Origin of the sequence: Massilia sp. IC2-278, assembly GCF_020708045.1 — a bacterium.
In the GTDB taxonomy this organism is placed as follows: Bacteria; Pseudomonadota; Gammaproteobacteria; order Burkholderiales; family Burkholderiaceae_D; genus Telluria.
In genome coordinates, this window is record NZ_JAJFES010000001.1 from 945,382 (window position 1) to 959,149 (window position 13,768).

The window sequence follows — 13,768 nt, forward strand, 5'->3', positions numbered from 1 at the left end:
CGATCTTCAACCGCCCAGCTGCTCGCGCAGCGTCGCTGCGAAGCGCTCCTTGTCGAACAGGCAGATCACGCGCTCGGCGCCATGCTCGTCCGGCACTTCAAGCACCTCGTTCAGGTCGCGCCGCATGTCGCCGGCCAGGCCTTCGTTGCGGGTCAGCTTGGGCGACGGGCGGCGCTGGCGGTCCGAGACGGTCATGATGCTGTCCACGCCATCGACCACCAACCCAAAACTCTCACCCTCGTGCTCGAGGATCAGGATCTTGCGCTCCGACAGGTCGTCCAGGGCCGGCATGCCGTACAGGCGGCGCAGGTCGACCACGCAGACCATCTGCTGGCGCAGCTGCATCATGCCCTCCACGCAGTCGGGCATGCCCGGCGGGCGCAGGGCAATGGAACCGAAGGGCACGATCTCGCGCACCTGGCTGATGTCGGCCGCCCAGCACGAACCCAGCGAGAACGCGAGGTAGACCTGGCGCCGCGTGACGCTCGCTTCGCGGCGGGTGGCGGCGGCGGCTTCGTCGCCGTACAGGCGGCGGTGGCCGGCGCAGATCTCGGCCACTTCGCCTTGCGTGAAGATGTGCTCGGGCGCCAGGAACAGCGCGTCCTTGCCGTCCGGGTGCGGCAGGCAGCCGCGGAACATGCCGGCGCGGCGCGTGCCCAGCATCGGGATCGGCAGGATGTCGCTGTCGAAGTAGGAACGCACGTCGTCCACCGAATCGACCAGCAGGCCGAGCAGGTCGTCGCCCAGGCGCACGATCAGGATGCGGCGTTCCTCGTCGCCGGCGGCTGGGGCGGCGCACTGCAGCAGCACGCCGAAGTCGACCACGCCGACGGCTTTCCCGCGCAAATTGATCCAGCCCTTGCACAGCGCGCTGAGCATGACCGAGGCCTTGATCTCGGGGACACGGATGATTTCCTGCACCGCCAGCATCGGCAGCGCGAAGGTCATGGCGCCGGCACGGAAGGTGATGCCCTTGTGGCCTTCGGCCTGGCGTAGGAAGCGCGCACGCTCGGCGCTGCGGGCGGCGCCGGCCAGCGAACGCACCTGCGGCACGTTTTCCACGCGGATCAGGGCGTTGGCATCGAGCACCTGCACCAGGCGCCGGCCTTCGTCGAGCAGGATGGCGCCGTTGATCACGGCGGCGGCGCCGCCCGCTTCGGCATACTGAACGCTGCTGCGCTGCTCGGGACGCACGCGCAGCACTTCGCCGGTGGCATCGAACAAGAGGCCGACCTGCACGCCGTCGTGGTCGAGGATGGCGATGCGCTGGCCTTCGCTCACGCCGGGGGCGGCGGCGTCGAAGATGCGACCCAGGTTCAGCACGGGAATGGCCGCGCCGCGCAGGGTGAAGATGCCCTCCAGGTAGCATGGCGACAGCGGAATCGCGGTAATGCGATCCGGCAGGTTCACCACTTCGCGGATCGCCAGAGCCGGCAGCGCGAATTCCTGGCCGTTCAGGTGGAAGGTGCCGTACAGCTCCATACCGGCAGCATCAGCCAGCACGCGCGCGGCCTGGGCACGGGCGGCGTTCATCGCGGCCAACGCCCCTTTCGGATCGAGTGCAGGTTCGAGCGCGGCGGCTTCGTGCCCCAGCGCCGGCATCATTGCAGCACTCCCGGGGTGCGGCCGATGCCCACCACCGAGTAGCTGTGGCTGTCGCAATCGATGCTGATGCGGCGGCCCTGGTGGCCACCGACGTCCTCGAAGCGCACGCGCAGGCCGCGGCGGCTCAGGTGCTCGCGCGCGGCGGCCACGTTGCGGCGGCCGATCGGCTCGGCGCCGCGCAGGGCGGCCAGCATGCTGGCGCCGCCCGCCACCACCACTTCGACTTCGTCGTACTGCTCGCGGCGCACGCCGAGTTCGCGCAGCATGCGCGGCACGGCGTCGCTGACGTAGCGCGCATTCGCCTGCGGCGAGGCGGCGTCGGTTTCCGGCAGCAGGCAGTGGGCCAGCGCGCAGCGGCGGCCGTTACGCCAGATCATCCCGATGCCCACGCAGGAGCCCAGCAGCGCGGTCAGGACTTGCTCGCCGGCGCCAACCTGCAGCTGGCCAGCGAAGACGTGACGGGTTTGTTCGATCGAGTGCAGGTTCATGCTTGGCCTTGGCGAATGCGGTAGACGTGGGTTTGTTCAAAATCGAAAGGGGTGGCGATGCGGGTAATCGACTCCTGCTCGCCCAGGATCAGGCGCGCCTGCGGCGCCATGGCGGCGCGCACGCTGTGCAGCACGCGCTCCTGGGTCGCTTCGTCGAAATAGATCAGCACATTGCGCAGCAGCACCAGGTCGAACTGGGCGCCCTGGCGCCACGGGGCCAGCAGCTGGTGTTCGCCGAAGCGCACCGTGGCCCGCAGTTCGGGGATCGCGCGGATGCCCGCCCCTTCGCTGCGAAAATACTTGCGCACCAGGTCGGGCCGGCTGGCGCCGAAGCGCTCGGCCGAGCGGCCCTCGTAGTAGCCGCCGGCGGCGGTCGCCAGCACGCCGGTGTCGATGTCGGTGGCCTGGATCGCGAACTTGAAGCCGCGGTGGCGCTCGCCGAACTCGCTGCACAGCATCGCCGTCGAGTAGGCTTCTTCGCCGCTGGCGGCGGCGGCCGACCAGATGCGCAGGGTGCAGCCCGGGTTGGCCGCCAGCCAGCCTGGGAGGAAGTCGCGCTCCAGGTAGTCCCACACGGCCGGGGTGCGGAAAAAGGCGGTGTCGTTGGTCGTCACCAGGTTGATGAAGGGCTGCAGTTCCGAGCGGTCGGCGCGCACGCGCTCGATGTAGTCGCGGTAGCGCGCCAGGCCCAGCGTGCGCATGCGCGGCAGCAGGCGGCCCTGCAGCAGCACGCGCTTGTGCTCGTGCATGGCGATGCCGGTGTGTTCGCGCACCAGTCCGGCCAGCGCGGCGAATTCCAGCGGGTTCAGTTCGGATTGGTCCGGCATGCCTTACACCACGAAGCTGGAAACGATGCGGTTCAGCTGCTCGGCGTTCTCGTTCAGGCCTTCGGTCGAGCGGGCGATGCTGTCGCAGGAGCCGGCCGAACGCTCGGTTTCCTGGGCGATGTACGAGATGGCGGCGGCCACTTCCTTGGCAGTGAGTGACTGCTCGTCGGCGCTGCGCGAGATGTCGGAAATCGCCAGCGAGGTCTTTTCCACGCCCGAGGCGATGCGATCAAAAGCGTCGCTGGCCTGGCGCGAGATGTCGCTGCCCTGTACCACGCGGCGCACCGATTCGTTGATCAGCTTCGAGATTTCCTTGGTCGCCTGCGAGGAACGCTCGGCGAGTTTACGCACTTCGTCGGCCACGACCGAGAAGCCCAGGCCGTGTTCGCCGGCGCGCGCCGCCTCGATGGCCGCGTTGAACGCCAGCATGTTGGTCTGGCTGGCGATCTCGCCGATCACCTTCACGATTTCGCCGATGTCTTCCGAAGACTGGTTGATCAGGCCCATCGCCTCGATGGTCTTGGCCACGGCCTTGGCGCCCACTTCGGCTTCGTTGCGGGTGGCTTGCGCCAGGGCGTTGGCATCGGTGGTGCTGCGGGCGATCGAGCCGATCGAGGCGGTCAGGCCGTCGACCGAGGCGTTCATTTCCTCGACGGTGGCGCCGAGCGCCTGGGCGCTGGCGGCCACCACGTTCGAGCGGTCGGCGATGGTGCGCGAGGAACCGGACAGCTTGCCGGCGGCTCCAACAACCTCGCCGATCACGCCGCGTAAATCGGCAATCATCTTCATGACGCCGCGCGAGAGCTGGTCCAGCGGCTCGTCGCCGACGACATCGGCTTCGCCGGTCAGGTCGCCATCGGAGGCGCGCGCCACCAGGTCGAGCAGCACGGCCACCTTGCGCTGTTCGGTTTCGGCACGCGCGGCGCTGCGCTGCTCCAGCAGCACCTGCTCGGTGATGTCGGTGGCGAATTTCACCACTTTGACCGGCTTGCCGTTCAGGTCGAGGATGGGATTGTAGGTGGCCTGGATCCAGACCACCTTGCCGTTGTTGCCCAGGCGGCGGTAGCGGCCGCAGTCGAACTCGCCGCGGTTGAGCTTTTGCCAGAACTTGCGGTAGGCCAGGCTGGCAGCGTAGTCGTCGTCGCAGAACACGCGGTGGTGTTCGCCGCGCACGTCGTCGATGGCGTAGCCCATCAGGCCCAAGAAGTTCTCGTTGGCATTGACCAGCAGGCCTTCCATGTCGAACTCGACCACGGCTTGCGCCTTTTGCATGGCGTCGACCAGGCCGGCCAGCTCGGCGGTGCGGGCTTTCTCGGCGGTCACGTCGGTGGCGAACTTGACGATCTTGTGCACGCGGCCCTCGATATCCAGCACCGGGTTGTAGGACGCGTTGATCCAGACTTCACGCCCGCCCTTGCCGATGCGCTTGTACTCGGCGCGCTCGATCTTGCCCGAGGCCAGGTCGGCCCAGAAATCCACATACGCCGCCGATTGCTCGAACGACGGTTCGCAGAACATCGAATGGTGCTGGCCGACCACTTCTTCCAGGGTGTAACCCATGACGTCGAGGAAATTCTCGTTGGCGTGGGTGATGTAACCGTCGAGGGTGAATTCGATGACGGCCTGGGCGCGGTTAAGTGCGCTATGGATGGCTTGCAGTTCGTGCACGGCGTTCTGGGATTCCTGTTGGTTGATTTGCATGGCTGACCTGTCGAGAGCGGATTGGAGCGAATGGGCGCCGGCACCCTGTGTGCCGGAGGCGGGGCTGACGTTCTTTCTTGGTCAGCGGAAACTATGATGCCGCAAATCAACGAATCAGTAAATCCGGCAAATCGGAAAATAACGAAATGTTTTTGAACGCGTTGCCAGTGAACAACAGCGGCTTGACAAGCCATGAAACATGCCGAACTGGCACCAAATTTCCTACAGCTGAGCACTGTGAGGGCTTGTAACCGGAAGTCATGCGCAAACCGAATTTAATATTGCTGAGCTATGCGGCGTCTGCTTTCGCCGAAGCACGGCACCGAATTTCCTACAGCTGAGTAATAGCCGCCCTCCCTGCGGCGCCCCGTGACAGAGCGGCTATCCATATTCACAAGATCTAGACAGGTCGCCATCCCGGCAGTGACATCGACCAGGCGAGCGCTGCGAATCGCGCCTCCCCACCGCACCGGACTGGTGCATCACAGCAACAATGATTCCGTACGGCAAAAAAAGCTTTGCATCAAATCAGTAAATTCGATACGATGCGTTTCGTCACGGCAATTCAGTAAATTCAGTAGTCGTGAACGGCCTTCGTCACCCGGGCCTTTTCCAGCGGGCGGCACTCGATACCGGAGCATTTGTGGAACGCGTCTTTCTCTTCCTGGCACTCTGCCTGTTTCAACTGAGCTCGGCATTTGCCGCCCCCAGCGACGTCGACGTCACCCTGCAAGCCTTCCAGGTTGTCGGCACCAAGGATGTGAAGCTGGTCCCGACCACCCGCGCCAACCCCGGCGACACCATCGAATACCAGGTGACCTACCGCAACAACGGCACCACCCCGGCCAAGCAGACCAAGGCGGTGCTGCCGGTTCCTGAAGGCGGAATGGCTTACCTCCCGGACACTGCCTCCCCCCCCAAGGTGGAAGCCAGCCTGGACGGCAAGACCTACGCCGCGGTGCCCCTGAAACGCGAAGTAATGCGTGATGGCAAAAAAATTACCGAAGCCGTACCCGCAACCGAATACCGCTTCCTGCGCTGGGACCTGGGCGATCTGCCCCCCGGCCAGGCGGCGACCGTGAAGTCCCGCATGCGCCTGAACAGCGCTTCCAAGTAAACATAACCCACTGTTTTTAGAAGGAAAAAAATATGAAACTTCGTCTGAACGCTCCAGCACGCCTGTCGCTCGCGGCAACCATGCTCGTGCTCTCTTCCCATGGCGCGCATGCGGCGACCACCGCCGCCGGCACCGAAATCACCAACCAGGCCAGCGCCGTCTACCTCGACTCGCTGCTGCGCGGCCATACCGCCGTGTCGAACATCGTCACCACCGTCGTGCAGCAGGTCGGCAGCGCCGACATGGGCGACGGCTCGGCCAAGAACGCCGCCGCCAGCGCGCAAGTCGTGTATTCGCACAGCATCACCAACAGCGGCAACGGCGCCGACACCTTCACCCTGAGCTCGACCAATGGCGGCAACTTCGCCATGGCCAACGTCGTGTTCTATGCCGACGCAAATGGCGACGGCATCGCCGACAACAACACCCCGATCACCAGCACCGGCAGCCTGCCGGCCGGCGAAACCTTCCGCTTCGTTGCCGTGGCAACCCTGCCGGCGAACGCCGCCGCGGGCACCAACAACGAGCTGACCGTCACCGCCACCAGCACCTTCAACCCGCAAGTGACCGCAACCAGCAAGGACACCACCACCGTCACCGCCTCGGCACTGATGGACATCACCGCCAACGCCTCGGGCAACGGTGCAGCCGGTGCAGGCGCCGGCGCGGAACAGGCCGCTGTCATCACCAACACCACCACCGCAGGCGCGACCACCCGCTTCACCCTGTACCTGAACAACGCCGGCGGCAGCAACGAGACCTTCAACCTGGCGGCCAGCACCAGCTCCACCTTCGCCAACACCGACCTGCCGAGCGGCTGGACCGTGGTGTTCAAGGATGCCTTCGGCAACACCATCAACAACGCCACCGTGAACAGCGGCGCCTACCGCATGGTGTACGCCGACGTCACGGTTGCCGCCGGCGCCACCCCGTCGACCACCCAGCTGTACTTCCGCGCCCTGTCGGGCACGACCAACGTGGGCGACACCATCCACCAGGCCGTGAACGTCGTGAACGAAGCCGTGCAAGTGACCCTGACCAAGAAGCAAGCCCTGGACAAGACCTGCGACGGCGTCGCCGACACCGAGTTCAGCGCCGACAACATCACCGCCGGCGCAGTGCCGGGCGCCTGCATCCGCTACCAGATCACCGCCACCAACACCGGCGCGACCGACGTCAACACCCTGGTGATCCGCGACACCATCCCGGCCTACACGAGCTTCCACTCGGCACCGGGCAGCACCACCGGCGCGATCATCGCTCCGATCGTCAACCTGCTCGGCACCCTGTCGGCCACCATCGGCACCATGTCGCCGGGCCAGTCGTCGACGATGACCTTCGGCGTCAAGATCTCGCAGTAACACCTACCGGCATTCGCCAACAAAACAATAAGTAATTAACAAGAACGTCCCTGTCCAGCGCCAGCAATGGCGATGGATGGGGATCTCTACGCCCGAATTCCTGAGTTTGCCGCCATGAACAATCGTCTGCGTTTCCTGATCTCCCTGTTCACCCTGCTCTTCCTGTGCACCGGCGCCCATGCGGCGATCCGCAACCAGGCCACCGGCGCCTATGCCGATCCGCAAGGCAAGAACGTGAACCTGCAATCGAACGTCGTGCGCGCGATGCAGCCGGAAACCATCCGATATTTCACCAACGCAAACTACAACACCCCGGCCATGGCCACGACCTATGGCCGCGCGCTGTTTGTCGAAGCGGTCGCGCCGGCCTGCGACACCGACCCGAACAAGATCGACACGATTACCCTGAACATCGCGTCGACGAAGACCGGCGACACCCAGAGCTACCTGGCCGACGAAACCGACGTCGACAGCGCCGTGTTCCACATCACCTCGAAAGTGATGACCAATGAAGCGTCGAAGATGAGCGACGTCAGCGCCAGCAATGGCGCCCTCGACGTCATGGCCGACGACACCCTGATGGCGACCATCGAGAGCTGCGGCAGCAAGACCGCCTTCGCCTCCATCCTGGTCGACCCGGTCGGTATCGTGTTCGACAGCAAGAGCAACCAGCCGCTGGCCGGCGCCACCGTGACCCTGATCGACGTTACCGGCGACGGCAACGGCGGCCGCCCGGGCGAAGCCGCCATCGTCTTCGACGTCGACGGCGAAACCCGCGTGCCGAGCACCGTCGTCACCGATGCCGACGGTCACTACCACTTCCCGCTGGTCGCGCCGAGCCTGTACCGCCTGGCCGTGACCGCCCCGACCAACTACACCTTCCCGTCGAAGCTGGCCGCCGGCCTGCTGCCGGAAGGCCGTGAAATCAATCTGTACGGTTCCTACGGCGGCAGCTTCACCGTCAGCGCCGCCAGCGGCGTGGTGACCATCGACGTTCCCGTGGACGCCGTGCCGGGCACCCTGTACCTGGAAAAGAACGCCTCGCGCGCCATTGCCGAGATCGGCGACTTCGTCGACTACACCGTCATCGTCCACAATACCGCCGAGCAAGCCCTGGCCGGCGTGAAGGTCGACGACGTGCTGCCGGCCGGCTTTGCGCTGGTGCCGGGCACCGTGCGTCTCGACAACGTGAAAGCCGCCGATCCGAAAGCCGGCCTTGCCACCGCCCTGCAATTCGACATCGGCGCCGTGCCCGCAAGCGGCAGCGTGACCCTGCGCTACCGCGTGCGCATCGGCGCCGGCGCCCTGCAAGGCGACGGCATCAACCGCGCCAGCGCCACCAGCGGCGCGCCCCTGGCCCTGGCCAGCGTGGTCGCCGCCGCCAAGGTGAAGGTCGAGGCCGGCGTGTTCACCGAAAAAGGCGTGATCCTGGGTAAAGTGTTTGCCGACTGCAATGCCAACGGCGTGCAGGACGCGGACGAGCCGGGCGTACCGGGCGTGCGCATCTACCTGGAAGACGGCGCCTTTGCCCGTACCGACATCGACGGCAAGTACAGCTTCCTGGAAACCCGCCCACGCACCCACGTCGCCAAGGTCGATCCGTCGACCCTGCCGCAGGGCGCGACCCTGTCGGTGCTGTCGCAGCGTAACGCTGGCGACGCCGGCAGCCGCTTCGTCGACGCCAAGGACGGCGAGCTGGCCAAGGCCGACTTCGCCATCAAGGGCTGCGGTGACGCCCTGCGCCGCGAGATCGCCGCGCGCCGCGCCGCCATCAAGGCCGACAACAAGATCGCCGACGCCGGCGTCCAGCAAGCCCCGGCCGCCAAGGCCGCGGCAGCCAAGGTCGCTAAGGTTGACATGGCCCAACTCGACAACACCCTCGGCTTCGTCGACCTGAAGGACGGCGCCGTGCTGGCATCGAGCCAGGCCACCGTGCGCGTCAAGGGCGCGCTGGGCGCGCGTTTCGCGCTGCTGGTGAACGGCGAAGCCGTGGCCGACACCCACATCGGCCAGCGCAACAAGGTCGCCGAGCGCCAGCTGGAAAGCTGGGACTACGTCGGCGTCGCCCTGCGCGCCGGCAAGAACACCTTGGAACTGCGCCAGAACGACAGCTTCGGCAATGCCCGTGGCAGCAGCCGCGTGGAAGTGATCGTGCCGGGCGCCCTGGCCAAGCTGCGCGTCGAACTGCCGCAAAGCAAAGTGGCCGCCGACGGCCGCGCCACGGCCGGCGTCATTGTGCACCTGGAAGACGCACAAGGCGTGCCGGTGCTGCAACGCACTCCGGTTACCCTGGACGCGACCCACGGCGCCTGGCTGCAGGCCGACCTCGACCCGCGCGAAGCGGGCCTGCAAGTCTTCGTCGAAGGCGGCCAGGCGGAATTCGCCCTGCGCGCCCCGGCCGAAGCCGCCGAAGCCAAGCTGGCCGCCGCCAGCGGCGCCGTCAAGGGCGAAGCACTGGTCTCGTTCGTGCCCGACCTGCGTCCGCTGATTGCGGCCGGCGTGATCGAAGGCGCCGTCAGCCTGAACAATATCCGCGGCAACACCAGCAACCCGAACCGTTCGTTCGACGCCTTTGAAGACCAGCTGCGCAGCGTCTCCGGCAAGGTCGGCAATACCGACGCGGAAATCGGCGGCCGTGCTGCCGTCTTCATGAAGGGCACCGTTGCCGGCGACACGCTGCTGACCATGTCCTACGATTCGAGCAAGGAAAAAGAAGAAAAGCTGTTCCGCGACGTCGACCCGGTGAATTTCTATCCGACGACCGGCGACAACGCCGAGCGCGGTTTCGAAGCGCAGTCGACCAGCCGCGGCTACCTGCGCGCCGACCGCAACAAGTCCTGGCTGCTGTACGGCGACATGACCCCGCCCGGCACCACCCCGGCGCGCAACCTGGGCGCCTACAACCGCAGCCTGACCGGCCTGCGCCACCATTACGAGGCGAATGGCCTCACGGTCGACAGCTTCGCCAGCCGCGACAGCACCCGCCAGATGGTGGAAGAGATCGCCGCCAACGGCACCTCGGGTCCTTACCTCACCGGCAGCGCCCTGATGGTACTGAACAGTGAGCGCGTCGAGATCGTCGTGCGCGACCGTAACCAGAACGGCATCGTGCTGTCGAGCACGACCCAGGTGCGCTATGTCGATTACGACATCGAGCCGCTGACCGGCCGCATCCTGTTCCGCGGCCCGGTGGCCAGCCTGGATGCCGACCTGAACCCGGTGTCGGTGCGCATCAGCTACGAAGTCGACCAGGGTGCGCCGCAGTTCTGGGTTGGCGGTGTCGCCGCCCAGTACAAGCTGAACAAAGCCGTGGAGATCGGCGCCAGCTACGTCAACGACCGCAACCCGATCGCGCAGCAGACCCTGACCAGCGTTAACGCCACCGTCAAGCCGGACGACAAGACCACCGTCATCGTCGAAGCCGCGCAGATGGACAAGCAGCTGCACGACGGCAGCGCCGCCCGCATCGACGCCACCCGCGTCGACGGCAAGCTGGAAAGCCGCCTGTACGCCGTGCGTACCAGCGAGTTCTTCGACAACCAGTCGGCGATCCTGCCGAAGGGCCGCATGGAAGCCGGCCTGCGCGCCAGCTACAAATTGACCGAACAGGTGCGCCTGGACGCCGAAGCCCTGCATACCGAAGACCTGGTGAGCGGCGCCGCGCGTGACGGCGTGCAGCTGGGCGCCGGCTACGCCTTCAAGAACGGCGTGCGCGTCGAAGGCGGCGTGCGCCACTCGAAGGAAACCGCGGCCGAAGGCACGACCCTGGTCCAGCCCGACCTGACCAGCGTGCGCGCCAGGGTGAGCAGCCAGATCCCCGGCCTGCCGCAAGCCAGCGTCTCGCTGGAAGCCGAGCAGGACATCAAGGACAGCGGCCGCCGCATGGTCGCCCTCGGTGGCGACTACCGCCTGGCCGGTGGCAGCCGCCTGTATGGCCGCCACGAACTGATCAGCAGCCTGGGTTCGAACTACGCCCTGAACGAAGGCCAGGAACGCAACGCCACCGTGTTCGGCATGGATTCGGAATACATGAAGGATGGCCGCGCGTTCTCGGAATACCGTGCCCGCGGTTCGGCCATCGGCTCGAAGGAAGCCGAAGCCGCGATGGGCCTGCGCAACCTGTGGACGATCGCCGACGGCGTGCGCGCCAGCACCAGCTTCGAGCGCGTGCGCGTGCTGAGCGGCCCGGCCACCAACGAATCGATTGCCGCCGCCGGCGCCATCGACATCACGCGCAACCCGCTGTGGCGCGGCAATGCGCGCCTGGAAGTGCGCCACGGCGAAGACAGCGACGCAGTGCTCAACACCCTGGGCCTGGCCTATAAGCTGACCGAGGAATTCACCTTCCTGGGCAAGAACACCTACGCCGCCAACCGCAGCCGCACCACCGACAGCAAGCGCGTCAACGAACTGCTGCAGAGCGGCGTGGCCTACCGCGCACCGGGCACCCTGGGCGTGAACGCCCTGGCCAAGTACGAGTTCAAGCTGGAGTCCGACAACGGCCCGGCGGACCTCAAACGCGCCGTGCACGCCGTGTCGGTGGCCGGCAACTGGCAGCCGACCCGCGAGACCGTGTTCAGCGGCCGCTATGCCGGCAAGCTGGCGCACGACCGTTCGAGCGGCCTGGATACCCGCGGCACCGCCCACCTGCTGGCCGCGCGCGTCACCCACGAGCTCAAGCGCGACTGGGACGTCGGCGCCGTCGCCCAGGTCTTGTTCAATGGCGAAGGCAGCGGCCGCCAGTACGGCCTGGGCCTGGAAGCCGGCTACCAGCTGCAAAAGAACATGTGGGTCTCGGCCGGCTACAACTTCCTGGGCTTCAAGGAACGCGACCTGGCCGGCGCCGATGCCACCAGCAAGGGCGTGTACCTGCGCCTGCGCATGAAGTTCGACGAACGCGCCCTCGAGGGCATGATGAACGCTTTCAACTAAGCCGCATTCAATTTTGGAAACGACGATGACTTTCTTGAAGAACCGTTTTGCCTGGCTGCGCGCCCTCTTCCTTGCCTGCACCGTGCTGGCCATCCTGCCGGCGCAAGCAGCCTGCGTGGCCGGCGCCTGCATCTCGGCCGGGCCGCGCCTGGCCAGCGTCGACAGCACGCAAAGCGCCCTATTGAATCCCCTGCTCGGCGGCCTGCTCGGCACCAGCCTGAACCTGAACGTGGCCGACTGGAACGCGCTGGCCGGCGGCGACGTCAAGCTGCTCGACTTCCTGAACGCGCTGAAGGTCCAGGCAAATGTGTCGAGCCCGACCCAGGCGCTGGGCACCACCGTCACCCTGGGCCAGGTGGCCGCGGCCCTGAACGTCGCAGCCCAGGCGGAGGCCAAGACCAGCCTGTCCGGCGTGCTGGGCCGTTTGCAGCCGCTGCTGGCCAATACCGGCGCCAGCGTGCGCGTGGGCGACCTGGTGAAAGTAAGCACCGATGCCGGCGCCCTGGCCGGCACCGCGATTAATTCGCTCGACATGCTCACCGGCCTGATCCAGCTGTACAACCACCGCAACATGATCACCACCCCGACCCCGGTCGGGATTTCCGGCGGCGCCCTCGGCATGCTGGGCCTGATCAACAACCTGCAGCTGTACGCGCAGGTGATCGAGCCGCCGGTGTATGTGTGCGGCCCGACCGGCTCGCAGTTCCATACCGCGGCGATCCGCCTGAAACTCAAGCTCGACCTGGTGACCCTGAGCCCGGTGACCGACACCCTGAAACAGGTGGCCGGCGTGAACAGCGCCTCGGTCGCCATCGGCAAGCTCGACGTGTATGTGGAAGCGGCGCGCGGCGAAGGCAGCCTGTCGGCGGTCGACGCCGTGGCCAAGGCCGTCACCCTGCAGGTGGCGCCGGGCGTGGGTGACATCTACCTGGGCAGCATTCCGGACAGCGTGTTCTTCAATCGCACCCGTACGCTCTCCGCCGCCGACGTCGGCTACGGCCAGATCGGCGAACTGGTGCTGAACGGCATCCGCGTCGCGCTCGAGATCAAGACCACCGCGCGCGGCCAGGCGCCCTTCGCTTCCAGCGTGACGATGTCGGGCACCTTCCCGCAGACGCGCACGGTGAGCACCAGCGCCGCCTTCATTACCGGCCTGACCAACAGCCTGGTCGGCAACCTGTCGCTGCGCACCACGATCCTCACCGGCGGCTTGCTCGACGCGCTGCTGGTGCCGGTCACGAACCTGCTGAACGGGCTGCTGCAGCCGGTGCTCAAGCTGCTGGTGGTCGACGTGCTGTCGCCGATCCTGACCCCGGTGCTGACCGGCGTCGCCGATCCGCTGCTGAAACTGCTGGGCATCGGCCTGGGCCAGATGACGGTGACGGTGAACGGCATCTGCCAGTCCTGCGACAGCTTCATGCTGACCAAGACCGCCGACAAGGCGAACGCCGTGCCGGGCAACACCATTACCTATGAAGTCGCGTTCGAGAACACCGGCACCACCACCCTGTCCGGCCTGACCGTCACCGACAACACCCCGGCGTTCACGACCTTTGCGAGTGCCGAATGCGGCATCCTGCCGGCGGACCTGAACAGCTGCGCGATCGCGGTCCAGCCCAAGGCGGGCGAGAACGGCGCCGTCGAATGGCGCTTCACCGGCAGCCTGCAGCCGGGGGCCAAGGGGAGCGTGCGCATGAAGGTCGTGGTGCAGTAGCGTCGTCGGGCCGCGTCCGCGCA

The 13,768-nt window shown here is 66.4% G+C and carries 8 protein-coding genes; 4 read left to right on the forward strand and 4 right to left on the reverse strand.

Annotation, left to right across the window (positions count from 1 at the left end; translation table 11 throughout):
* Window positions 1-6 precede the first annotated feature (6 nt).
* From LK540_RS04110 to LK540_RS04125, 4 genes are read right to left on the reverse strand one after another with little or no spacing between them, the layout of a single operon-like run.
* A complete protein-coding gene (locus tag LK540_RS04110; protein ID WP_229435753.1) occupies window positions 7-1,605 on the reverse strand; it encodes a chemotaxis protein CheW in 1,599 nt (532 codons plus the stop codon).
* Entirely contained in the window at window positions 1,602-2,093 is a 492-nt protein-coding gene (locus LK540_RS04115) for a chemotaxis protein CheD (RefSeq protein ID WP_229435754.1), read from the reverse strand. Before LK540_RS04115 ends, LK540_RS04110 begins: the two co-directional genes overlap by 4 nt.
* Window positions 2,090-2,920: a protein-glutamate O-methyltransferase CheR gene (locus LK540_RS04120; RefSeq protein WP_229435755.1), complete on the reverse strand. Its 831-nt coding sequence runs from the start codon at window positions 2,918-2,920 to the stop codon at window positions 2,090-2,092. Before LK540_RS04120 ends, LK540_RS04115 begins: the two co-directional genes overlap by 4 nt.
* 3 nt (window positions 2,921-2,923) lie before the next feature.
* The gene (locus LK540_RS04125) at window positions 2,924-4,621 is read right to left on the reverse strand and encodes a PAS domain-containing methyl-accepting chemotaxis protein (RefSeq protein WP_229435756.1); all 1,698 of its coding nucleotides are present in this window, start codon (window positions 4,619-4,621) and stop codon (window positions 2,924-2,926) included.
* A gap of 643 nt (window positions 4,622-5,264) precedes the next feature.
* On the opposite strand from LK540_RS04125, the gene LK540_RS04130 reads away from it, so the two are divergent.
* From LK540_RS04130 to LK540_RS04145, 4 genes are all read left to right on the forward strand, one after another.
* Window positions 5,265-5,738 (forward strand): hypothetical protein, encoded by a 474-nt coding sequence (locus LK540_RS04130; RefSeq protein ID WP_229435757.1) that lies wholly within the window; start codon window positions 5,265-5,267, stop codon window positions 5,736-5,738.
* A 32-nt stretch (window positions 5,739-5,770) separates the two neighbouring features.
* On the forward strand, window positions 5,771-7,099 hold the full coding sequence (locus LK540_RS04135) for a DUF11 domain-containing protein (RefSeq protein ID WP_229435758.1): 1,329 nt from the start codon (window positions 5,771-5,773) through the stop codon (window positions 7,097-7,099).
* A gap of 114 nt (window positions 7,100-7,213) precedes the next feature.
* Window positions 7,214-12,031, forward strand: a complete 4,818-nt coding sequence (locus tag LK540_RS04140) for an SdrD B-like domain-containing protein (protein WP_229435759.1) — start codon at window positions 7,214-7,216, stop codon at window positions 12,029-12,031.
* Window positions 12,032-12,056: 25 nt separating this feature from the next.
* The gene (locus LK540_RS04145; protein ID WP_229435760.1) at window positions 12,057-13,745 is read left to right on the forward strand and encodes a DUF11 domain-containing protein; all 1,689 of its coding nucleotides are present in this window, start codon (window positions 12,057-12,059) and stop codon (window positions 13,743-13,745) included.
* The last annotated feature ends 23 nt before the right edge of the window (window positions 13,746-13,768 follow it).